General features: G+C 45.5%; 16 protein-coding genes. 13 read left to right on the top strand and 3 right to left on the bottom strand.

Going from position 1 to position 23,006, the window contains the following annotated elements; genetic code table 11:
- Positions 1-40 precede the first annotated feature (40 nt).
- The 6 genes from ACSX1H_RS12700 to ACSX1H_RS12675 all read left to right on the top strand — a co-directional run bounded on the left by ACSX1H_RS12700 (position 41) and on the right by ACSX1H_RS12675 (position 11,503).
- The gene (locus tag ACSX1H_RS12700) at positions 41-3,397 is read left to right on the top strand and encodes a TonB-dependent receptor (protein ID WP_439184434.1); all 3,357 of its coding nucleotides are present in this window, start codon (positions 41-43) and stop codon (positions 3,395-3,397) included.
- Positions 3,398-3,416: 19 nt separating this feature from the next.
- Positions 3,417-5,006, top strand: a complete 1,590-nt coding sequence (locus tag ACSX1H_RS12695) for a RagB/SusD family nutrient uptake outer membrane protein (RefSeq protein ID WP_439184433.1) — start codon at positions 3,417-3,419, stop codon at positions 5,004-5,006.
- 94 nt (positions 5,007-5,100) lie between these two features.
- The gene (locus tag ACSX1H_RS12690) at positions 5,101-5,388 is read left to right on the top strand and encodes a LysO family transporter (protein ID WP_439184432.1); all 288 of its coding nucleotides are present in this window, start codon (positions 5,101-5,103) and stop codon (positions 5,386-5,388) included.
- 2 nt (positions 5,389-5,390) lie between these two features.
- Positions 5,391-5,996, top strand: a complete 606-nt coding sequence (locus ACSX1H_RS12685) for a LysO family transporter (RefSeq protein WP_439184431.1) — start codon at positions 5,391-5,393, stop codon at positions 5,994-5,996.
- Positions 5,997-6,142: 146 nt separating this feature from the next.
- Positions 6,143-9,259, top strand: coding sequence for a beta-galactosidase, LacZ type (gene lacZ, locus ACSX1H_RS12680; RefSeq protein WP_439184430.1), 3,117 nt, complete (start codon positions 6,143-6,145; stop codon positions 9,257-9,259).
- A 72-nt stretch (positions 9,260-9,331) separates the two neighbouring features.
- Positions 9,332-11,503 carry an MGH1-like glycoside hydrolase domain-containing protein gene (locus tag ACSX1H_RS12675; protein WP_439184429.1) on the top strand — a complete coding sequence of 724 codons (2,172 nt, stop codon included), beginning with the start codon at positions 9,332-9,334 and terminating at the stop codon, positions 11,501-11,503.
- Positions 11,504-11,665: 162 nt separating this feature from the next.
- Here the strand turns inward: ACSX1H_RS12675 and ACSX1H_RS12670 are convergent, their stop codons facing one another.
- A complete protein-coding gene (locus tag ACSX1H_RS12670; protein ID WP_439184428.1) occupies positions 11,666-12,124 on the bottom strand; it encodes an META domain-containing protein in 459 nt (152 codons plus the stop codon).
- Between the two features lie 82 nt (positions 12,125-12,206).
- On the opposite strand from ACSX1H_RS12670, the gene ACSX1H_RS12665 reads away from it, so the two are divergent.
- The 5 genes from ACSX1H_RS12665 (at position 12,207) to ACSX1H_RS12645 (ending at position 17,890) form a co-directional block, all read left to right on the top strand.
- Positions 12,207-12,746, top strand: coding sequence for a DUF8685 domain-containing protein (locus tag ACSX1H_RS12665; protein WP_439184427.1), 540 nt, complete (start codon positions 12,207-12,209; stop codon positions 12,744-12,746).
- Between the two features lie 298 nt (positions 12,747-13,044).
- Complete coding sequence (locus tag ACSX1H_RS12660) at positions 13,045-14,148, top strand: DNA polymerase III subunit gamma/tau (RefSeq protein ID WP_439184426.1); 1,104 nt, start codon at positions 13,045-13,047, stop codon at positions 14,146-14,148.
- 161 nt (positions 14,149-14,309) lie between these two features.
- A complete protein-coding gene (locus ACSX1H_RS12655) occupies positions 14,310-14,774 on the top strand; it encodes a DUF8439 domain-containing protein (RefSeq protein WP_439184425.1) in 465 nt (154 codons plus the stop codon).
- A gap of 206 nt (positions 14,775-14,980) precedes the next feature.
- A complete protein-coding gene (locus ACSX1H_RS12650) occupies positions 14,981-17,209 on the top strand; it encodes an NADP-dependent isocitrate dehydrogenase (RefSeq protein ID WP_439184424.1) in 2,229 nt (742 codons plus the stop codon).
- 210 nt (positions 17,210-17,419) lie between these two features.
- Positions 17,420-17,890: a DUF4199 domain-containing protein gene (locus ACSX1H_RS12645; RefSeq protein ID WP_439184423.1), complete on the top strand. Its 471-nt coding sequence runs from the start codon at positions 17,420-17,422 to the stop codon at positions 17,888-17,890.
- 186 nt (positions 17,891-18,076) lie between these two features.
- On the opposite strand, the gene ACSX1H_RS12640 is transcribed toward ACSX1H_RS12645, so the two are convergent.
- Together ACSX1H_RS12640 and ACSX1H_RS12635 are read right to left on the bottom strand one after the other, a co-directional pair.
- Positions 18,077-18,484, bottom strand: coding sequence for a hypothetical protein (locus ACSX1H_RS12640; protein ID WP_439184421.1), 408 nt, complete (start codon positions 18,482-18,484; stop codon positions 18,077-18,079).
- Positions 18,485-18,962: 478 nt separating this feature from the next.
- Positions 18,963-19,928 carry a metallophosphoesterase gene (locus tag ACSX1H_RS12635; protein WP_439184419.1) on the bottom strand — a complete coding sequence of 322 codons (966 nt, stop codon included), beginning with the start codon at positions 19,926-19,928 and terminating at the stop codon, positions 18,963-18,965.
- 95 nt (positions 19,929-20,023) lie between these two features.
- Here ACSX1H_RS12635 and ACSX1H_RS12630 point away from each other — a divergent pair, with 95 nt between their 5' ends.
- Together ACSX1H_RS12630 and ACSX1H_RS12625 are read left to right on the top strand one after the other, a co-directional pair.
- Positions 20,024-21,004 (top strand): glycosylasparaginase, encoded by a 981-nt coding sequence (locus ACSX1H_RS12630; RefSeq protein ID WP_439184418.1) that lies wholly within the window; start codon positions 20,024-20,026, stop codon positions 21,002-21,004.
- A gap of 338 nt (positions 21,005-21,342) precedes the next feature.
- Positions 21,343-22,332 (top strand): Gfo/Idh/MocA family protein, encoded by a 990-nt coding sequence (locus tag ACSX1H_RS12625; protein ID WP_439184416.1) that lies wholly within the window; start codon positions 21,343-21,345, stop codon positions 22,330-22,332.
- The last annotated feature ends 674 nt before the right edge of the window (positions 22,333-23,006 follow it).

Genomic DNA, 23,006 nt, shown 5'->3' with positions numbered 1-23,006 from the left:
ACCCGTCGTGTCATGTCTAAATCCAAAATTTTGGAAGATTATGAAACTAACAGTAGTTTTAATGATTTTCGGAATGGTTCAGCTCTCTGCAACAAGCTATTCGCAGAATGTAAAGCTCAACCTCAAACGTGGTCAGAATACCTTGAAACATGTATTTGATCAAATCGAAAAGCAATCAACTTTTACAATCTTTTATCAGGATGAGCAGGTAAATCTCGATAAGCAGTTAGCAAACACCCTGCAAGGAGGCCAACTCTCCGAAGTGTTAGATAAAGCACTGGAAGGCACTGGTCTGACTTATAAAATTAATGATCAGGTAATCATCATCCTGGAGGAACAGCCGGAAATGGCTTATGAGCAGGATGTGAAACGCACAGTAAAAGGGCGTGTGATTGGTCTGAACGGCGAATCATTGCCTGGTGTTAATGTGTTTATTGAAGGAACCACTACCGGCACCATCACTAATATCGATGGCGAATACGAGTTAGCAGTAGAGGGAAACGACCAAAATATTGTATTTTCTTTTATTGGTTTCGAAACACAAACCATTGCTGTTAGTGGTCGCACACAGATAGATATCACTTTGGTGGAGGAGTCCATTGGACTCGATGAAGTGGTTGCTGTAGGTTATGGTGTACAAAAGAAAAGCGATTTGACAGGAGCGGTAGCGAGCGTTAAAAGCGATGACCTGACAAAGGTGGCGGCCGCCAACCCGGCTGAAGGGCTGCAAGGACGCATTGCGGGTGTGAACATCACCAAAGGTAGCGGAGCTCCTGGCGGTTCAGGCGTAAGCATTAAAATTCGAGGTGTAGGTACACTGGGCGGAAATACGCCGTTGATTGTAGTGGATGGCTTTATTGGAGGTAACCTCAATGATATTAACCCGAATGATATTGAGTCAATGGAGGTGTTAAAAGATGGTGCAGCAGCGGCTATCTATGGCTCCAGAGCGGCTAACGGAGTTATCTTGGTGACTACCAAACGCGGAAAAAAGGGAGAAGTTAAAATTGACATTACATCTAATGTGAGCGTTGTTAACTCCGTAAATAATTTCGATTTACTAAACTCGCAGGAATACATCAACGTACATAAAATGATGTACCAGAATGCAGGTGAAGATTTGCCAGAGTATTTAACAGATGGCTTTGCTCCTAAGGCGGATACTGATTGGCAGGATCAGGTATTCAGAACCGGTATGCTTCAAAATCACAACGTGCGCCTGAGTGGAGGTAGTGAAAATATTACCTACAGCTTGTCGGGAGGAATGGCCGATGAAAAGGGAACGCTGATTGGATCAGATTTCCGACGTAACAACTGGCGGGCACGCATTGGCCTAACAAAAGGGATTCTGGACGTGGATGCTAACTTGTCCTATTCAGGTAAAAATGAGGATACGCCATTTTATAGCATGACTGAAACCTATAAAATTTCTCCACTGATTCCGGTTTATGACGAGAATGCTGAGTGGGGCTATGGAATGACCTACGCCGGTATACCCGATCACCGTAACCCAATTGCCCGTCAAAACTATCGTCAGGGTGGTTATGAGGAAGAATATGTAACAGCCAATATTTCCGGAACTTTAAATTTATTTGAGTGGTTGAAGTATAAAGTAAATGGGGGTTATAAAACATCTTCTGAGTACACAACATTTCATGTTGTTCCGCACCAGGATCGTCAGCAGGACAGAGTTAGTTATACCTCTGTAGAAGAAACACGTGCTAAATACACGGAGTCGTTGATGGAAAACTTACTGATATTTAACAAAAAAATCAACGAGCATAGTTTTGATGCTGTTTTAGGTTACTCGTATCAGGAAGAGAACTATGGTTGGACTGGTGCAACTGCATTAGGCTACATGAATGAGCACAGTGTAGAAGGTGGATCTCTGGTTACCGTGATCAAGCCTGCTGGCTTTCAGGACAAAAACTTTAGTACGATAAACGCCGGAGAAGGAGGGGAGTTTGCAGCCAATGGTAGCAACTGGACCTATACCCGCATCTCAATGTTTGGCCGTGTTAATTATTCATTTGCCAGTAAGTATTTAGTTCAATTTTCTGTTCGACGCGATGGTTCATCAAAATTTGGTTCTAAGAACCAGTATGGTACCTTCCCATCAGCAGCTATTGGGTGGCGCCTTACAGAGGAAGGCTTTTTGAAAGATAACGGATTGATCAGTAATCTGAAGTTACGTGCTTCATGGGGTCAATTAGGAAGCGAAGGTAACCTGCAGCCGTTTATGTGGCAAGCGCTTATCAGCAACTCCAATGCCTATGATTTAGGTTATGTGCGTGGTAATGGTCAAAGCCCTTGGCCAGGGAGCGCCGCTCGTGAGATGGCTAATGCCGGATTGAAGTGGGAAGTAGCAGAATCGTTGAATATGGGATTGGATTATGGGTTTATGAATAACCGTATTACTGGTACTATTAACTACTATATTAATGATACCAAGGACTTATTAATGTATTTCCAACCTCCACTTTCATCAGGCTTCGAAGCTGGCATAATGAATACAGCCGCCATGAGAAACCAGGGACTGGAGCTGGAATTAACCTATCATAGTCCAAAGCGACCATTTACTTATGACATTACCGGTACCCTATCAACATTAAAGAATGAGGTGACCGCTTTAGATAATCCGGATCAGTCGATTTATGGTTCTGGGCTATTCTTAGGTGATTCACATTTCCCTAACCAAACGCGCATTGGTTCGCCTGTAGGTGCTTTTTACCTCTACCAAACAGATGGCTTGTTCCAGAGTCAGGAAGAAGTAGATGCTCACGTAAATGCTGATGGGGTTCCCCTTCAGGCAGCAGCTGCGCCAGGTGATGTTCGCTTTGTAGATACCAATAAGGATGGTTCAATTGGTGAAGACGATAAAGTGTATATGGGAACAGGCCTGCCTAAAGTTGAGTATTCGCTGACCTTTAATGCCAGCTATAAAAACTTTGATTTCTCGATGTTGTGGTATGGCGTAGCCGGCAATAAAATTTATAATGGCATTGGCTACAATTTATCCAATATGTCGGGTGGATCCAACTATTTGAGTTCAACTCTAGATGCCTGGACACCAGACAATACAAATACATCGGTTCCGCGCGCTGTATTAGGCGATCCTAACGGAAATGCTAAAGTGGCTTCCGACCGTTACCTGGAAGACGGAGCTTACCTGAAATTGAAAAACCTGCAAATTGGTTATAGCCTGCCTCAGTCTATTCTCGAGAAGGTATCCATCGATAAGCTGCGTATTTATGTAGGTGCACAGAATTTGCTGACGTTAACCGATTACTCTGGTTTGGATCCTGAAATTTCCCGTGATGTGTTCAATTCTGGGACTGATCGTTCAGTGTATCCACAAACCCGAATGATTACCACTGGTGTGCAGTTAAGTTTCTAACATCTAAAAATTTACAAGAATGAAAAAAATAAGAAATATTGGATCTTTTGTTCTTGCCTGTTTGTTGGTAGGAACAATGGTAGCATGTGATGAAGATAAACTAATTCAGGAGTCGCCTGATGATTTGACCTCTGATAATTTTTACCGCAATTTAGAAGATGCAGAGGGAGCAGTTGCAGCAGCCTATTCGCAGCTCGAGTGTGCAACCAGTTATTGGGCCTTTGCGGAAATAAAGTTTGTAATTGATAACTACCGCAGTGATCTAACTCAATATGGCAAAGATGCGGCTAACTATCCAAACTGGACAGACATAGCCAATTTTACCAATGAGTTTGGTAATACACAGGTAACGGCTTTTTGGGATAAGCACTACAAAGGAATTAATTATGCGAATCAGGTAATTACTTTTGTGGGGGCCATGGGAGATGATAAGATTGACCCGGAAGTAAGAGCTGAACTGGTGGCTGAAGCACGTTTTTTAAGAGGCTTCTATCATCACAAGTTATTATTGAACTTCGAAGAAATTATTGTTCGTTATGAAGTGGCAACCTCCGTTGAGGATGCCGCACAAGGCCTTAGTCCAAGAACTGAAGCATGGGAACATATCATTGCTGATTTTAAGGCGGCCGCTGAAGTGTTGCCAATTAGCCGCAAAGCTGAGAACATTGGCCGTGTAACTAAAGGAGCAGCCATCTCTATGGCAGCAAAATGTTTATTATTCAGAGCAGGCGAAGAACCAAATAATAAGGCAGACTATCTAAATGAAGCTAAATCTTTGTTTCATAGCGTTGTTGAAGGAGCAGATTACAGCTATCAATTGGTTGACAACTTCCCGAGCATGTTTGATGGCACCAATGAAAATAGCTCTGAAAGCTTGTTCGAATTGCAGTTGACGCCTATAACCGCAGGTGGGGCTTTTTATAAATTCCCTTCTCATAGTTGGTTAAAAGTAGGAGACCTTGGCGGATGGGACGAAATCCGTGCGGCAGATAACTTATTTGAGATCATGACTAAAGAGGGAATGACTGCCACTGATGGCGGTTATGATCACCGGGTTGTGGGGTCTTTAATATTTGATCATCCCTATTACAATGATGAGAACAACCCGCCATTCTTTGAGTACACCTGGAATACCTTATGTGGTTGGTATCAGGCTGGCGAGTGGACTAATGAGCAGGTGGCTGGTGTAGATTACAGTGATGTAGCCTTTAGAAAATACCTGCCGGCCAATGGCGAATTTTGGGAGGATGAGTCATCAGTAAATATTCCACTATTGCGCTATGCCGATGTATTGCTCATGTATGCCGAGGTGTTAAATGAGTTAAATGAACCTGAGAATGCACTTACCTGGATTAACAAGGTGAGAGCGGTGCACGGAAAAATGCCTGCAGTTACCGGATTGGACCAGCAAGGTGTGAGAGAGCAGATCGAATTCGAACGAATCATGGAGTTTACCATGGAAGGGATGCGTTTTTACGATTTGCGCCGTTGGGGCAAGCTAGAGGAAGCCATGAATGCAGCTGGAAGAAAATACTTCAGATTAGAGCAGCATGCTTTCTTCCCAATTCCTCAAAAAGAAATTATTTCTAATAGTGCCCTAAGGAAATAAACTAATTTTAGTGTGTGATTTGGATGTATTTTGAATCGGGCCCGTTTCGGCGGGCTCGTTTCACATTAGCTAATAAAAAGCTATTTTTGAAACTATGACTTCATACATTGTTATTGCCCTGTTTGCCATTGGTATTGCCATTGGCTGGCTATTACGCGACAAAGAAAAGACACGCAAAGGTGTTGATACAGCCGTTACCTGGTCGGTGTATCTGCTCTTATTTCTTTTGGGAATATCAGTAGGTATCAACAAAGATATCATCAATAATTTTTCCAGAATTGGCTACCAGGCATTCTGGCTCACTTTTGGAGCCGTAGGTGGCAGTGTATTAATGGCCTGGCTGGTCTATCATTTCTTTTTTAAACCCAAAAACAGAAAGTAATAATGAAAGGAAGTTTAATCATACTGGCTTTTTTTGCAGTGGGCTTATTGGGAGGTATTTATTCCGTGTTTCCGGAGTGGCTGCTAAGTGACGATTTAACAACTTACGCCCTTTTTGTGCTGATGTTTCTGGTTGGTATCAGCATTGGCAGCGATAAAAATGCATTTTACGTATTGCGGAAGTTGAATTTTAAAGTGGTGTTAGTGCCACTAACCGTGATCGTTGGCAGTTTACTGGGTGCAGCTGCAATCTCACTGATGTTGGCCGACATTACTATTAAAGAGGCCACTGCCGTAGGTGCCGGATTTGGGTACTATTCGCTTTCCAGCATATTTATCAGCCAATTGCATAGCGAAGAGCTGGGCGTCATCGCCTTATTATCTAATATCTTCCGGGAAATCATCACACTGTTAGCCGTTCCTGTGCTGGTCAAATATTTCGGAAAACTGGCCGGTATAGCTTCCGGCGGTGCAACCGCCATGGACACAACTTTGCCTATTATTGTTAAGTTCACGGGCAAGGAGTATGGCATTATTGCCATCTTCAGTGGAATTATTCTAACTATTTTAGTGCCAGTACTGGTGACAATGATTCTCGAAGTGTTTTAGTAACGATCGTTGAGACGAGAATTTGTCGCCTGATAAAAACACGACCAATCAACCCTTACTTATTATAAAGAATCGTTAAGATATGCCTGATTAATGGTCGTATAAATGCAAAACCATTGGCCATCAATCAAATCAATTAATGGATTATGAAGAAATTAGCAGCAATAGTATTTGTTTTGCTCGCCATTGTTGGCTGCTCAAAGCAAAAGCAAGGCAAGCATGACTGGGAAAACACAGAAATTTTTTCTGTTAATAAAGAGCCTGCTCATGCCACCTTTACACCGTTCGATAGCGAATCATTAGATCCCTGGCGCGATAAATTCAGCAGCCCTTTTATTCAATCGCTAAATGGTACCTGGAAGTTCAATTTTGTAAAAAAGCCCGCCGATCGGCCGCAGGATTTCTACAAGCCTGATTATGACGTTAGTGGCTGGGATGATATAAAGGTGCCGGCCAACTGGGAAATGGAAGGTTTTGGTACGCCAATTTATACCGATGTTCCTTACCCGTTCCCTGCTAACCCACCTTTTGTGCCTGAGGATTTCAACCCGGTTGGGAGCTATAAGCGCTCTTTTACTATTCCGGCTGAGTGGAATGAGAAAGAAATATTTATACACCTGGGTAGTGTGAAGTCCGCCTTTTATATTTGGGTGAATGGACAGAAAGTAGGATATGGTCAGGGCAGTAAAGTGCCGGCTGAATTCAACATTACCAAGTATTTACAGGCTGGTGAAAACAGTGTGGCGCTCGAAGTGTACCGCTTCAGCGATGGTGCTTATCTTGAGGATCAGGATTACTGGAAGGTGAGCGGACTGGAACGCGATGTGTTTCTGGTGGCACGTCCAAAATTTCACCTCTTCGACTTTTTTGTGAAAGCTGGTTTAGATGAAACTTATACCGATGGTATCTTTGAGCTGACCACCACATTCAGGGGCAGTAATGAGCAGGAAGATCAGATCGAGATTAGTTTGTTTGATGGCACCGAGTGCATCTTTACCGACAAAGGAGTGGCTGGTCAAAAAAACAGCTTTAATACCCAATTGCCCGCAGTGAAACAATGGAATGCCGAACAGCCGAACTTGTATTGGTTGCAAATATCGCACAAAACAAAAAGTGGCGAAATAATTGAAACAACGACCCGTCAGGTGGGCTTCAGAAGTGTGGAGATTAGCGGTGGCCAGTTATTGGTTAATGGAGCGCCCATTCTCATAAAAGGCGTTAACCGCCATGAGCACGATCCCAATAACTGTCGGGTGGTTTCCATGGAGAGCATGGAAAAGGACATTGAGCTGATGAAACAGTTCAATATTAACGCGGTGCGCACCAGCCATTATCCTAACCGCGAGGAATGGTATGATCTATGTGATAAATACGGATTATATCTGGTTGGAGAAGCCAATATTGAATCGCATGGAATGGGCTATGCGCCCGATAAGGCCACAGCCAATCAACCCATGTGGCTCAACGCCTATCTGGATAGGGTAGAGCGCATGGTGCAGCGCGACAAAAACCATGCTTCCATCATTATTTGGTCCATGGGTAATGAGTCAGGCGACGGACCTAACTGGCAGGCTTGTTACGATTTGATGAAATCGATTGACGATACGCGTCCCATTCAGTCAGAAGATGCTGGCGATGCACCTTATACAGATATTATTTGTCCGATGTATGCGCGTCCGTGGCATCTAAAACGCCATACTAACCGTTTGCAAACACGCCCATTAATTCTTTGTGAGTATGCGCATGCAATGGGTAACAGTGTGGGTAACCTTCAGGATTACTGGGATTTAATATACAAGCATCACCAATTGCAGGGTGGCTTTATCTGGGACTGGGTGGACCAGACCTTTGCCATCGAAGATGATAAAGGCAACGATATATGGGCCTATGGCGGCGATATGGGCTTTGTGGGTGTGGTAAACGACAGTAACTTCTGTGCCAATGGATTGGTAGCGGCCGATCGTTCGCTCAACCCGCACATATGGGAAGTGAAAAAGGTTTACCAGAACTTCCATTTTGAAGCCGTACCAATGGCAGGCAATCAAATAAAAATTACCAATCGCTTTGATTTCCAAAACTCCGGCAACTACTCTTTCACTTACCAGTTGCTCGAAGATGGACGGGTTATTCAAAAGGGATACCTTGATGTGCCGGTTCTGCAGGCAGGTCAGTCAGAGCTGGTAACGGTCCCACTAAAACAAACGGCGGTAAAAGGGGGAGCTATCTATTTGCTTAATCTGGAGGCGCATACGAAGGTGGCGAAGCCCAAAGTGCCCGCCGGTCATTTAGTAGCAGCAGAGCAAGTGGTTTTACCTTGGCATAAAAGCAGACCCACTAAAAAAGTGGGAGGAAAACTGCAGCTGGAGGATTCGCCGGGTGAATTGACAGTAACAGCAGGCAAGGTGGCCATAAGCTTTGATAAGAAAAAGGGAACGCTTACCAACTATTCCATTGATAAGCTACCACTCATTCAATCTGAATTGCGCCCTATGTTTTGGCGGGCTTTAACCGATAATGATTTAGGTAATAATGCGACAGCAAGGTTGGCGCAATGGAAAAAGGCGGGTGAGCGCATGAAGTGTGTCGATTTTACTGTTGAAGAGACAGGTACTGACTTCATTATCAGCACCCAGCTACATGATGAGGAGACCAAAGCACTTGTGAACATTGTATACCGCATTTTACCTAACGGTGCCATTAAAGTGGACTACCAGCTGAAGGCCGACAAGCAATTGCCTGAGCTGCCACGCGTGGGATTGTATGCGCTGGTCAATAAGCAGCTCACTGAGCTGGAGTGGTTGGGGCGTGGACCGCACGAAAACTACGCTGATCGCAAAACATCTGCTTTTATCGGGCATTACACGGGGGCAGTTCTCGACCAGTATTTTCCTTATGTGCGGCCTCAGGAAACAGGTTACAAAACGGATGTACGCTGGTTAAGCCTGAATAACAACGATGGTTATGGACTGCTTATCCAGGGCGATCAGCCCATTTGTGCCAACGCGTTGCCTTTCGAATATAAAGAGTTGTATCACAAAACAAAAGATGAACCACTTAAGCATGGTGGCTCGCTGCAGGAAGGGGCGTATTACTCTTTATTTATCGATTTAGCTCAAACAGGAGTGGCCGGCGATAACAGCTGGGGAGCCCGGGTGCATCCCGAATACTGCTTACCATCCGGACATTACAGCTATTCATTTACAATTATACCATTGACTAAAGGTGTTAACAAATTTGAGATGGGACGATTAGAACTCAAATAGTTAACCGGGTCCACCGTTACAGGTTTTCTGGCGGTGGACCTATATGTATCATTTCACCTTAAGTAAGTAATTATGAAGAAACAGTATATACTCATGGTGCTCACAGCACTTGTGATGGGCTGCTCTCCTCCCGATAAAGGGTTTAGGGCAGACCAGGATGAGTCATTGGCTAATCTGCTTAACATCCAATTTAACCCGGAGAGCCCGCTGCCGGGTGGCAACCATTTTAACACTGGATTTGCTGATAAGGGAGCCTGGTTTGGTTATTTCTTGCCGGCAGACAGTTCCTGCTATGGCGGCTTTACCGGTCCCTATATTATTGCGGGTGAGTACCCCGTACATCTGTCGAGGATGTTAGCTCAGCTGCAAATTTTTAAGAAAGAAGGGAGTGACTGGAAATCATGTCCGTATGTGGCCCTGGAAGCTCAAAGTTATTATCCGGGAAGGTTGGAGCAGCATGTAAAAACCAGTGAGTTCGATGTGCACATATGCCTGAGTTATGCAGATGCTAAAAGTGCCTTACTAACTTATACCATCACCAATACATCGGCTCAGGAGCATGAAGTACAGTTGAAATGGGCGGGCAGTCTGCTGCCCTATAAAAATGATATGCAGCTCCATTTTCACAATAAAGGGATCAGCATTGCTTTTAAGGGAATTAAAGAAACCTGGAACTACCTGACCCATGCGGGCAATCATTTTTCGTTGAATTTTGAGCAAGCTGTTAAGGCCGAGCAGGAGGGAACCGATTATGTGGTAGCTGAGCAGGCGTCGCGTCGGGTGGCAGCCGACGAATCGATTACCGTTTCGATGGTGCAGAGCTATACTTTTACTAAAGAGGAGCAACTGCAGGTGGCCGCCAATGCCGAGAGCACAATAAAACGTGCTGCCGACATCCATGCCGATAATACACAGCGGTGGCAGCAGCTTATCCATAAAGTAGAGCAGCGGGTTGGAAGCAATAAGCGTGCTTTACAAACAGGCACAAAAGCGCTTATGACACTTAATACCAATCGGCGCGCGCCAGGCGGTAAAATTTTGACGGAAGGCGTCGTGCCAAGTACTTTTTACAAGTGGTTCAACGGCGTATGGGCCTGGGACTCATGGAAGCATAGTGCCGGATTGGCGCCTTACCTGCCGGAAGTGGCAAAAAATAATATCCGCAGCATGTTTGATTACCAGATAGCTGATGACGACAGTGATCGTCCGTGGGATGCTGGTATGATTGTCGATTGCATCTTTTATTATGACGATAAAGAGGGGTCTGGCAACTGGAACGAGCGAAACTCAAAACCGCCATTAGCGGCCTGGGCTGTATGGAATGTTTTTGAACACTCAAACGACACCAGTTTTGTTGTGGAGATGTATCCGGCTCTGGTGCGTTACCATAACTGGTGGTACCGTAACCGCGACCACGATCAGAATGGCATCTGTGAGTTTGGCGCCACCATTCATCCCTACAACGTGCAGGCACACGATAAAGATGGCACGGTGCATGACCACCGCATTGAAGCAGCTGCCTGGGAAGGCGGGGGCGATAACTTTATTCGCTTTGATGAAGACCTGGGCGTTATCATGCGCGAAAACTATTACAATGGTCGTCTGGTGGGGTATAGCATGAATCAGGAGAATGCTGATCTGAATGCTTTTCTGGTAGCCGAAAAAAGATACCTGGCACAGATGGCTCATCTATTAAATAAGCCGGCAGAGGCTGAAAAATATGAACAGGAAGCTAAAGTAGTGGCAGATTTCATTCGCAATAACATGTTTGATGAGGCCACCGGCTTTTTTTACGACGTGGACATCGACACCAAGCAAGTATTGGCGGCTCGTGGCAAAGGACCGGAAGGCTGGATCGTATTATGGGCCAATGTGGCCACCCCCGGGCAGGCAGCAGCGGTTAAAGCCAGTCTCATGGATACAGCACAGTTCAATACGAAAGTGCCTTTCCCAACGGCAGCTAAAGATAACCCGCGTTTCGATCCAAAAGGCTATTGGAGAGGACCTGTTTGGATGAGCCCTGTGTGGTTCGGACTGAAAGGGTTGCGTAATTACGGCTTTGATACCGAGGCCGCCCTGTTGGCACAAAAGGTACTGACCAATGCGGAGGGATTGAGCGAGAAAGGCTCGCCAATCCGCGAAAATTATCACCCATTGACAGGTGAAGGTTTGAGCTGTTATAATTTCAGCTGGTCATCGGCACATACGCTGATGATTCTGAATGAATTTAAACAAGCCGATTAACAAGGCTATAGAAAGAATAATCCGACTCGGGGCATCGCCCGGAGTCGGATTAATTTTAATATTCGAATCATTAGCTGCGCACGGCACCATCATCTGCTAATGATTGTTGAATCATTCCATGCTTCACCGGAATTATCAATTCAATAATTAAAGAGCAAATAGTTACTCTTCGCTTGCTTGTTTTAGCTTAAACACCATAAGGGTAACTCCTTCTTTCTCAAATTGTAAAACATCACCCTTAAGCGTGTATTTTAAAGGTTGCTGAAGCAGTTGAAAGAATTCGTGCTCAGGCACACCGTCACAATACATTTTTGTAGAAAAAACTTTGTCAAAAGTAACGGTATCGCCCTCAATAATAACCTCACCTCCAAAGGAGTTACAGCCGCTGTTGCCACCAACCTTTTGTTCAGCCATATTGATGATCATGAGTGGCAGTTTGCGCTTGAATCCGGCTTCTTCAGGCGTTTGTCCCTGAAAGGCTGTTAATTCCCACTGGTTTGTCTCAATAAAAAGCTCACTGGCACCTTTCTGCTTTGCAGTTGTGTTCTGACTGGTACTCTGAGTGCTTTTGCAGCTCACCATCAATGCGACTGCCATCATAGCAAGAAATACTTTCTTCATCGTATGTTGTTTTTATTTTGTTTGGCTAAATTAGGCAATAAAAATCATGCCAATTTAGTTGTGGCTTCTTAAAAGATCCAAAATGAATACAATAGATGTAAAAGTAGGAACACGCGTGGAGCACCCCCGATATGGAGAGGGTATTATTGCCAAAATAACTCTGGGAGCCTACATTGTTTATTTTGAGGATGGGGGCAAGATGGAAATTCCTAAAACCAGTACCAACCTGAGTATTATTGAGAGTCCGGATGAAGGGCGCCCTGAAACGATTACCGCCAGAGATTTAAGGCTGGCCATTGCCTCTGTTCTGGACGAATACGGCAGTTTGCCAGCCGAGGTGGAGATGGGCCAGAAATGGACCGGTGGCAAGCTGGTGTTGCAGCCCGGAAACGACTCGCTGCAAGCCAAAGAAATTCCCATCGATATGTTTTTCAAGAAAATTGTAATGGTGCGCGACCGCCTACGCGTATTGGAGCAAAACATCAACTCATCGGGCTCACTGAGTGATGAGGAAAAAGTACACATCCAGCAATACATCACCCGGGCCTATGGCAGCCTCACCACCTTTAATGTGCTATTTGCCGATAAGGAGGACTATTTTGTAGGCAGCAGTAAGAAATAAGGTGATGGAATAGAACTAAGCAGGCGTTCTTTAATACAAGTTGATAGGCATTGGTCGATGTCTATCAACTTCATAAGGCTATCAGAGCCATTTAACTACGGAGCTCCTTAGTTATTGCACCCATAGAAAGCCAAAGGCAGTCCATTTCCCGATTGTTAATAACTTCCGTTTTTCAAAGCTTTCGCAAAACGACAGAAATTGTATATTTGTCATCGCATAAAAGCACACGGTTCAGTCACGGTTAAGAGCAAGTGGATTTACAACTTGAGCTAGTGCACTGGACTACTGACAGATAATCATGGAATACGTTGTTTCAGCAAGAAAATACAGACCAGCGACCTTTCGTTCGGTAGTGGGGCAAGGCAATATTACCACTACGCTAAAGAATGCCATTAAGAGCAATCATTTAGCGCATGCGTATTTGTTTTGTGGCTCTCGCGGAGTGGGCAAAACCACTTGTGCGCGTATTTTTGCTAAAACAATAAACTGTTCCAATATCTCCGAAGATTTTGAAGCTTGTAACACCTGTGAGTCGTGTCAGTCATTCAACGATAACCGGTCGTACAACATTCATGAGCTGGATGCGGCCAGTAATAACTCAGTGGATGACATCCGCAGCCTGATTGACAAGGTGCGCGTGCCCCCTCAACTAGGGAGCTATTCGGTTTACATCATCGACGAGGTGCACATGCTTTCGCAAGCCGCGTTTAATGCTTTTCTGAAAACATTGGAAGAGCCACCCCGGCATGCCATCTTTATTTTAGCTACCACCGAAAAGCATAAGATTCTGCCTACCATTCTATCCCGTTGTCAGATATTTGACTTTAACCGGATCACCATCAATGATGCGGTTGGTCACCTCAAATATGTGGCCGAAAGTGAAGAGGTGAAGGTGGAAGAAGAAGGATTGGCGGTGATTGCACAAAAGGCGGACGGCGCCATGCGCGATGCGCTTTCCATCTTTGACCAGATAGTGGCTTTTTCTGGAAAAGAAATCACTTATCAGCAGGTGATTGAAAACCTGAATGTGCTGGATTACGATTATTATTTTAAGCTAACCGATGCCTTTCTGGCAGAGGATTATAAGACAGGACTTCTTACGTTTAACGAAATTCTGCTTAAAGGCTTTGATGCCCAGCATTTCATGGCTGGCTTAAACAGTCATATGCGCGATCTGTTAATGTGTCGCGATGCCTCAACAGCACATCTGTTAGAAGTGGGCCAGGCCACCAAAGAAAAATACATTGAGCAGGCAGCTAAATGTACGGTGGATTTCCTGTATGAAGCCTTAAAAGTGATTAACGACAGTGAGCAGCAGTACCGTGCTGCCAAAAATAAGCGCTTGCACATTGAGTTTGCGCTAATACGTTTGGCGCGTATTCTTACCGAAAAAAAAAAGTAGATACGTCGGATGATATCCCCATCATCACCGTAGGTAAGGTTGCGCCCGCCCCCAGGACGAATACGTCTTCCCAACAACAAACAGCAAAAAAAAGTAGTTCAAAACCGCTTCCGGCCACCCCGCCAAGGAGTAACGGGCATAGTGGATTAAAATCCGTTTCCTTGAAGAGTCTGGCGCAAAAGGTGCAGCAACCTAAGAGCGACCGGGCACCCCAGCAGGCCAGGAAACAAGAGGATGTTCCTATCGATCCAACATGGAATGAGCCCTTTGACAGTGAAAAACTGAGCGAAGTGTGGCGACATTTTACGCGACAGCACGAGGCCCATCCACGGATTCATACGATCTATAAAAATCATCCGCCGCGGGTGGTGCAAGGAACATCTTTGTGCATCAGCTTGCTCAATAAAACGCAGGAGCATGAACTCAATCAGCAGCGAAGCAGCATTGTTGCTTACCTGAAGCGGGCGCTGAGAAATGCCGGTATTGATATTACTTTTGAAATCTCCCAGGAAGAGGATAAAAATGCTCCAAGAGCATTTACTGTAGCCGATAAATACAAGGTGATGGCCGAAAAGAACCCGGCTCTGGCTTTGTTCAGGAAACAGTTCAACCTCGATTTAGAATAAGAGAGAAGGCGCTGTTTACACATCTGCCGGCTGATAAAATCAACTGATCCATGAGATAAGTCAGTTGCTAGTTTGTCAAAACCTGTAGATTTGTGTTAGCAATAAACCTTTATAAACCAGTGACGTTGTTTCCTTTAGGCAAGTGCTAAACACTATAGAGGATGAAACGTTACTATAGGCATGTATTCATTTAAGAACGATTTGAAATGAGAACACAAACCCCTACGATTATTTACACCAAAACGGATGAGGCACCAGCCCTGGCCACTTATTCGTTATTACCAGTCATTGAAGCGTATACCAAAACCGCAGGTATTGAAGTTGAAACCAGAGATATTTCATTAGCCGGACGTATCATTGCTAATTTTTCGGACTATCTGAAAGAGGAGCAGCGCATTTCTGATGCTTTAACGGAATTGGGCGAATTGGCGAAAACGCCGGAGGCAAATATCATCAAATTACCCAATATCAGTGCGTCCATCCCTCAAATGCAGGCAGCCATCAAAGAGCTGCAAAGTAAAGGCTATGCACTGCCCGATTATCCTGAAGACCCGAAGACACCGGAAGAAGAAGCCATACGGGCACGTTACGACCGGGTGAAAGGCAGTGCGGTGAATCCGGTATTGCGCGAAGGGAATTCCGATCGAAGAGCACCCCGGGCGGTCAAAAATTACGTTCGAAAAAACCCTCATTCCATGGGAGCCTGGAGCGCCGACTCCAAATCCAATGTGCTGAGCATGAGTGAAGGCGATTTCTTTGGCAGCGAACAATCGGTGACCGTGGATAAAGCCAGTATGGTACGCATTGAATTAACGGCCGATAATGGTGAGGTGAGCCTGTTAAAGCCAGAACTGGCTTTGCTGAAAGGAGAAATCATCGATGCGGCTGTGATGCGTAAGAAAGCCTTGCGTAGCTTTTTAGAAGAGGCTATTGCGCGTGCGAAGAATGACGATGTTCTTTTCTCGGTGCACCTGAAAGCGACCATGATGAAAGTATCTGACCCAATTATTTTTGGTCAGGTGGTAGAAGTGTTCTTTAAAGAGGTGTTTGAAAAATATGGCGCTGTTTTCCAGCAATTGGGCATATCGGCCAATAACGGATTGGGAGATTTATATGCCAAACTGGCAAAGTTACCAACAGCGCAGAAAGAGGAAATTGAAGCAGCCATAGATGCGTGCTATGCCAAACAACCGGCTTTGGCCATGGTGAATTCCGATAAAGGCATTACGAATCTGCACGTGCCCAGCGACGTCATTATTGATGCGTCCATGCCGGCAGCCATACGTACTTCGGGACGCATGTGGGGCCCCGACGGACAAGCTAAAGATACCTTATTTACTATTCCTGATCGCTCTTATTCAGGCGTTTATCAGGCCACCATTGATTTCTGTAAGCAGCATGGAGCATTTGATCCCGCAACAATGGGAAGTGTGTCCAATGTTGGGCTGATGGCGCAGAAAGCCGAAGAGTACGGCTCGCATGATAAAACATTCCAGATACCGGTTGATGGCGTGGTACGTGTGATCGATCAGGATGGCACAACATTGCTCGAGCATGCCGTTGAAGCAGGCGATATCTGGCGCATGTGTCAGGTGAAGGATGCACCTATTCAGGATTGGGTGAAGCTGGCAGTCAACCGCGCCCGCGCCACAGGTAACCCGGCTGTTTTCTGGCTCGATGAGGCGCGTGCCCACGACAGAGAGCTGATCAAAAAAGTGAATGCCTACCTGCCTGAGCACGATACCAATGGACTGGAGATCCATATTATGCCGCCTGTGGAAGCCACTGTATTCTCATTGGAGCGCATCAGAAAAGGAGAGGATACTATTTCAGTAACCGGCAATGTATTGCGCGACTACCTTACCGATCTATTCCCTATTCTCGAAGTTGGTACCAGTGCCAAAATGCTTTCTATCGTTCCTTTAATGAACGGAGGCGGCTTATTTGAGACCGGTGCAGGCGGCTCAGCACCCAAGCATGTGCAGCAGTTTGAGCAGGAAGGGCACCTGCGCTGGGATTCTTTAGGTGAGTTTTTGGCCCTGGCAGTTTCGCTGGAGCACCTGGGTAATACGAGCGATAATTCAAAGGCAAAAGTACTGGCTGAAACATTGGATGAGGCGACCGGCATTCTGCTGGACAATCGCAAATCGCCATCGCGCAAGGTGAACGAACTGGATAACCGGGGCAGTCACTTCTACCTGGCTATGTATTGGGCTCAGGCACTGGCGGCGCAAGATAAAGACGCTGATTTAAAGCAAATTTTCGAGCCAATTGCCAAAGAGTTGAGCGCCCATGAGGCGATGATTGTTAATGAGTTAAACGCAGCGCAAGGTCAGGCAGTGAATATTGGCGGTTATTATGCACCCGTTTTTGATTTGGCCACCAGAGCCATGCGTCCGAGTACTACGTTTAACCGCATTATTGAAAAGCTTTAACAGAGCTGATTGAATGATTTACAGGAGGCTAACGATCTGCTTTTTGGTGGGTGGTTGGCCTCTTTTTGTGTATAAGGCCATTTCTTGCCTGCGTCCTTTATTGCTGCCTTTTTGCTGGTTTGAACCAACAGGATGGTTAACTGTTAAAAACAGGTGAATAATCATGAACAAAGGCAAAAGCTTTGCCTGTTGAACCAAAAAACGATGCCGATGAGAAAAATTACACTTGAACTTAAATGGGGCCTTCTCTTTTTTGCGGCCATAGTCGGGTGGACCATCTTCGAAAAAGCCATTGGCCTGCATAGCGAGCGCATTGACAGGCACCATATCCTCACCAATTTTTTTGTGATACCGGCCATCATTATTTATGTACTGGCCTTGTTGGATAAACGCAGGTCTTTGGGAGGTAAAATGAGCTGGTCGCAAGGTTTTCTCAGCGGCTTGATTATCGCCGTTATCGTTTCGCTGCTGAGTCCGATGGGGCAGTTTCTTATTCACCAATACATATCGCCCGAGTATTTCACCAATATCATTGAGTATTCCGTGGGTCAGGGACAAGAACGGGAGCAGGTGGAGGCATTTTTCAACCTGAATACTTACATCAAACAGAGCATGGTTGGAGCAGTGATGATGGGCGCCATCACCTCGGCTGTTGTGGCCTTTTTTACAAAGAAGAAATAGCCTTGTTACAGGCTTTTCCTGTTTCATACAAGTCTGGTGCTTAGCCAGAGCTTTCAACTAAAGAGAAAATGGTTAGAATGGGTAATTGATTGACAAATCCGCACCAGCGTGCGGATTTATAGTCCTGTTGGATACAATTAGGCCACTGTATTTCTTATTTCCAAACGCCTGATTGCCCGTTTGTTTCTAAGCCATATTATCTATCCGCTCATTAGCCCTCATCGCTTCTTCTAGAGCATTTAGGGCCTCTGCCTTGACAGCTGCCAGCTCATTCTTTAAGGCACTATCTGCACCTTCCAGTAAAGCAATCTTCTCTTCCAGAACAAGCAACTTATCGACCATTGCCTCCAATGCGGTTATTAGAGCTGCTATCTGTTCTTTGTTCCCATTTATCCGACCTTCGTGGTCGGTATACAAGGCCATCAATTCATTAATAGATAGCTGAGCGGCCTTAATATCATTCTGATAGCTCGCCTCCAAAGCCTCCACCGAGTTTTCGAGTGCTTCTATTCGCTTCACTAAAGCACTGTCATCATACTTCTCACAGGCGGCTATGAGGAATGCCGTAAAAACTAAAAGTACTATTCTTTGCATCGTATTAAATTTTAGTTAAATATATATAAATTGTATTAGATTAATATTGTAGTTTAAAATAATATTTTACAATCTTAATACTTATTAGAATTAGGTTGAGGACGACCCCTTCAGGCTTCAGTGTCTAAACCTGTTAGTGCTGAAAACAACACTCATGCCTCATGAGCAGATGCTTAAGGCGGGATGGATGAATGGTGAGCACTGAGGGTGCAGGATATGAAAAGAACCGGTATTCACCCGCTTGTCCGCCATTGATTTAACAATAGAGTTGATGGTTGATTTGTTTATCTGTTACAGGTGTGGCACAACATGGCTCAGGCGCCAGTCATTGCCCGTTCCACTTTTTCCTTTTGGAATGACAAGATCGAACGCCACAAGCAGGCCTGGTATTTCGTCCCGGGCTCACTATTGGCGACAACAGGAAAATGGATTGTGGTGTTAATTAGAAACTTAGTTACAGCGTACAGCCAATAACCACTTATGGGCGGTCGCGTTTTACAAAAATAAAATTGGATTCATCCAGTTCATCTTCGCCACTATAACGGTAGGCTGCCAAACGGCCAGAACCGGTTACGCAGGCATCCACGCAACAGATGTTAGCGGCAGCCAGTAGGGGACCTTTGCCCATACAGTAATGGCCGATAAACACAGCCGGCCCTTGTGGTGTATAAACTTCATATTCTTCGATGATTTCGGACGGAATGGTGTAGTCGGGCAGTTCAAACTTATTGCCATAACTTAAGCTTTTGAATGTTTTCCCGTGGGGATCCATCCACCATTTAACCCGGAAATTATCACGTTTAATGTCTTGAGAATCCTTAATAATTAAATCCCTGGGCATGTCCAGTTCAATGCCTTTAATGGTTTCAAAAAAGGCTCTTGATAGGGGGTGTGTCATATCCGCCAGCTGTTTAAGCGTGCCCTTTTTAAGTTTCCCATTGCTGTAGAGGCTGTTCAGATGACTGATGTAGGCATCGTTCCAGTAGGCATGCACCACTCTGATGCCATTCAGCTTCAGGTAGAGCGGGAGTGTTCGCAACCATTTTATATCCTGTTTGAGCGCTTCTTTGTTCCCATTGTATTCACGGCCCAGTTTATAGAGAAGCTTACTGTTGCTGTTACCGGGAATCTTCAGTGGAGCTCCATCATCGCCCTTACTAAAATACAAGATGGCGTTTACCTCATGGTTGCCCAGTATGGCCAAAGCCGAATCGGCCTTTACCATGTCCTTAATAATTTGGATGACTCCCCGGCTGTTTGGACCCCGACTGATAAAGTCACCCACAAACACCGCTTTTCGGTAGGCGTGGGCCCAAACCCCGTTAACAAGGCTGTAACCCAGCTTCAGCAGCAGCTTCTGTAAAAGGATGTGGTGTCCATGAACGTCACCGATTATGTCGTAAAAATGTTCATCTTGGTGTGCTACAAAGCGTGTGGGGGCCATTCTTAACCTATTTTCCTTACATTTGGTTTTATCGATTCAAAAATAGGAATTTTTAAAATTCATTGATCGCATATTGTTAAAACAAACTATTAAATATGAGTTCTCGACGCAGATTTATCAAACAAAGTGGACTGGCTTCACTGGGTTTAATTGCTGCCGGACAGTCAAGTCAGGCAACACCGAAAAAACACAAATCTAAAAAAGTGACCCGACCCTTGGCGATTGCCACGTGGAAAAATGGCGTGCAGGCCAATGTGGCCGCCTGGGATGTGCTCAGCAAAGGTGGGCGTGCACTGGATGCCGTTGAACAGGGCGTTAAAGTGGTGGAAGCGGACCCCAACGATATGACCGTAGGCTATGGCGGTCGTCCCGACAGAGATGGTATTGTAACCTTGGATGCCTGTATCATGGATGAGACGGGTAATGCCGGTTCTGTATGTGCCTTGGAAAATATCAAACACCCGATCTCGGTGGCGCGCCGTGTGATGGAAAAAACACCGCATGTGATGCTGGCCGGCGATGGAGCGCTTCAGTTTGCTAAAGAGGAAGGCTTTGCAGAAGAAAATCTGCTGACCGATAAAGCGAAGAAGGAATTTCAGGAATGGCGCAAAACATCGGACTACAAGCCCTTGATTAATATTGAGAATCACGATACCATTGGGATGCTGGCGCTCGATGCACAGGGAAATATTTCAGGTGCCTGCACCACCAGCGGTCTGGCCTACAAAATGCATGGTCGGGTAGGGGACAGCCCCATTATTGGTGCCGGCATGTATTGCGACAATGAAGTGGGAGGCGCAGTGGCCACCGGAATGGGTGAGTTGGTGATGAAAACCTTGGGTTCGTATCTGGTAGTGGAGTTGATGAACCAGGGAATGAGTCCGCAAAAAGCCGTTGAAGAAGCCATTGCCCGTATTGTTAAAAAGATTCCTGGCTATCAGGATTTCCAGATTGGTTACCTGGCCATTAACAAAGCCGGAGAGGTGGGAGCCTACAGCCTGCATAAAGGCTTTAACTATGCCCTCTATGCCAATGGCGAAAACCAGTTGATTGATTCAAGCTATTACCTGAAATAAGGTTCAAGATTCAGGGATCGTCACCTGATGGCATCCATCCTAATCAGGCGGCGGTCCTTTTCTGTCTTCATCCATTACCAGCTTGCTGAGGCATTAACGCTCTCCGCGGTTCCATACTTATAGCTTCTCAGTGACTGAACGAGCTTCCCTTTGTCATTCACCCGGTTTGGTTCCTGTTTGGACGAGGGCCAATCAGCACTTTAAAAAGAGCAGTGCCTCAATACTATTCAAAAGGAGTCAGGCTTAGCGATGCATTCAGGTGCTGCATTATTCTTCAGAAAGTTTTATCTTCACCCTACAGGAAGAGTTAATCCGTGTTATCACATAAACCAGAAGTCATGCTAAAACGAATCAATTGGGGAATTATTGGATGTGGAAATGTAACGGAAGTAAAAAGCGGGCCGGCTTTCAATAAGGTGTCGGGCAGTGCTTTAAAAATGGTGATGCGCCGGGATCGCGAGAAGGCTGCGTCCTATGCGGAGCGCCACCAGGTGCCTCAATGGACCAATAAGGCCGATGAGCTCATTCAGCATCCCGACATTAACGCCATCTACATTGCCACGCCACCGGGGTCGCACGCTGAGTATGCCATCCGGGCGATGGAAGCCGGTAAAGCGGTGTATGTGGAAAAGCCGATGGCGGCCACGTACAAGCAGGCGCAGCGCATGCTGGAAGTGAGTAAAGCCACTCAGGTTCCTTTATTTGTGGCCTATTACCGGCGGACCTTGCCTGGTTTTCTGAAAGTAAAAGAGTTGATTGACAACGGAACGATCGGTCAAACCCTCTATGTTAATATGCGCCTGATACGAGCGGCCCGCTCCTACGAGAAGGAGGCCGGAGCTGATATCTGGCGTCTGCAACCCGAACATTCAGGTGGGGGCATCTTCTACGACCTGGCTTCCCACCAGCTTGATTTTCTGGACTATCTGTTTGGACCCGTCAAAACGGTTTTTGGCGTGGCAGCCAACAGGGGCGGCTATTACGAGGTGGAAGATACGGTGAGTGCCTCTATGCAGTTTAAAAACGGGGTGGTTGGCAATGGTCTCTGGTCGTTTGTGAGTCATAAAAATGCCGAAGAAGACGTCATAGAAATTGTAGGGACACAGGGAAAAATTAAATTTTCCGGATTCGAGCATACCCCCATTGTACTCTACAAAGATGGGGAAGTGATGGAGTATCCCTACCTGAACCCCGAAAACATCCAATACAACCTGATTAAGCAAGTGGTGGAGTCGCTGCAGGGCATCGGTCAGTGTGTGAGCACGGGAGAGAGTGCCATTCGTACCAATAAAGTGATGCAGAAAATTGTGCAGGATTTTTATGGGTAGTGCACTGTGCTTAGTGCCGAGTCAATCCCCCTCAATCCGCTGGCTGCAGCACTCATTCTCATACTATCCATATAATAATGCGAATCAAGAGTTGGAACTTAATTTGCAATCAAAAGGGATTTCATCCCTAAAACCCTGACTTCCTTTTCTTTTCTTGATAAAAGAAAGGAAGCAAAGAAAATCAAGACTGCGCCTGCTTCGCTATAAAAACTACTTTTCTTTTGACTAAATCGCTAAAACTCGGCTACTCCTTACGTCGCCACCTCAAACAACCGCGATTTTACGTCAAACGAAACTTGTTTTTATACTCACCAGACGAGGTCCGGACTGAAACAAGAAGGTAAGACGGATATTAATCGCATTTCAACTATTGATTGGCATTAATAACACTATTTCCTCCTTGGTGAAGGGGGGGGATTATCGCTTTGTTTTTGAAGGAGCGGAGGCCCGTCACACAGTTCGGCCGGCGTGGGGGTGAATGGCGCTGTTCGTTGTTCTTCTTAAAAGGAGCTTGCTTTTGTCTTCGATAGAAAACTTTACTTTTAATAGAAGTGCCGAACAGCGGCAGAGCGAGGGGAAACTTTGTCTGACTTGATTCTTTTGTTTCGTTTTCTTATCAAGAAGAAAATGAAATTACTACTCTCCATGTAAGGCTTTGTCCTCAAGCCGGAGGG

Source organism: Carboxylicivirga taeanensis (genome assembly GCF_051851475.1).
Classification (GTDB): Bacteria; Bacteroidota; Bacteroidia; order Bacteroidales; family Marinilabiliaceae; genus Carboxylicivirga; species Carboxylicivirga taeanensis.
The sequence above is the reverse complement of the archived record's forward strand: the minus strand, read 5'-3'. Positions and strand labels throughout refer to the sequence as shown.

Excerpts from the sequence above, each read along its gene's own strand:
- ACSX1H_RS12700 (WP_439184434.1), top strand. The coding sequence starts at position 41 with ATGAAACTAACAGTAGTTTTAATGATTTTCGGAATGGTTCAGCTCTCT.
- ACSX1H_RS12695 (WP_439184433.1), top strand. The coding sequence starts at position 3,417 with ATGAAAAAAATAAGAAATATTGGATCTTTTGTTCTTGCCTGTTTGTTG.
- ACSX1H_RS12690 (WP_439184432.1), top strand. The coding sequence starts at position 5,101 with ATGACTTCATACATTGTTATTGCCCTGTTTGCCATTGGTATTGCCATT.
- ACSX1H_RS12685 (WP_439184431.1), top strand. The coding sequence starts at position 5,391 with ATGAAAGGAAGTTTAATCATACTGGCTTTTTTTGCAGTGGGCTTATTG.
- lacZ (WP_439184430.1), top strand. The coding sequence starts at position 6,143 with ATGAAGAAATTAGCAGCAATAGTATTTGTTTTGCTCGCCATTGTTGGC.
- ACSX1H_RS12675 (WP_439184429.1), top strand. The coding sequence starts at position 9,332 with ATGAAGAAACAGTATATACTCATGGTGCTCACAGCACTTGTGATGGGC.
- ACSX1H_RS12670 (WP_439184428.1), bottom strand. The coding sequence starts at position 12,124 with ATGAAGAAAGTATTTCTTGCTATGATGGCAGTCGCATTGATGGTGAGC.
- ACSX1H_RS12665 (WP_439184427.1), top strand. The coding sequence starts at position 12,207 with ATGAATACAATAGATGTAAAAGTAGGAACACGCGTGGAGCACCCCCGA.
- ACSX1H_RS12660 (WP_439184426.1), top strand. The coding sequence starts at position 13,045 with ATGGAATACGTTGTTTCAGCAAGAAAATACAGACCAGCGACCTTTCGT.
- ACSX1H_RS12650 (WP_439184424.1), top strand. The coding sequence starts at position 14,981 with ATGAGAACACAAACCCCTACGATTATTTACACCAAAACGGATGAGGCA.
- ACSX1H_RS12645 (WP_439184423.1), top strand. The coding sequence starts at position 17,420 with ATGAGAAAAATTACACTTGAACTTAAATGGGGCCTTCTCTTTTTTGCG.
- ACSX1H_RS12640 (WP_439184421.1), bottom strand. The coding sequence starts at position 18,484 with ATGCAAAGAATAGTACTTTTAGTTTTTACGGCATTCCTCATAGCCGCC.
- ACSX1H_RS12635 (WP_439184419.1), bottom strand. The coding sequence starts at position 19,928 with ATGGCCCCCACACGCTTTGTAGCACACCAAGATGAACATTTTTACGAC.
- ACSX1H_RS12630 (WP_439184418.1), top strand. The coding sequence starts at position 20,024 with ATGAGTTCTCGACGCAGATTTATCAAACAAAGTGGACTGGCTTCACTG.
- ACSX1H_RS12625 (WP_439184416.1), top strand. The coding sequence starts at position 21,343 with ATGCTAAAACGAATCAATTGGGGAATTATTGGATGTGGAAATGTAACG.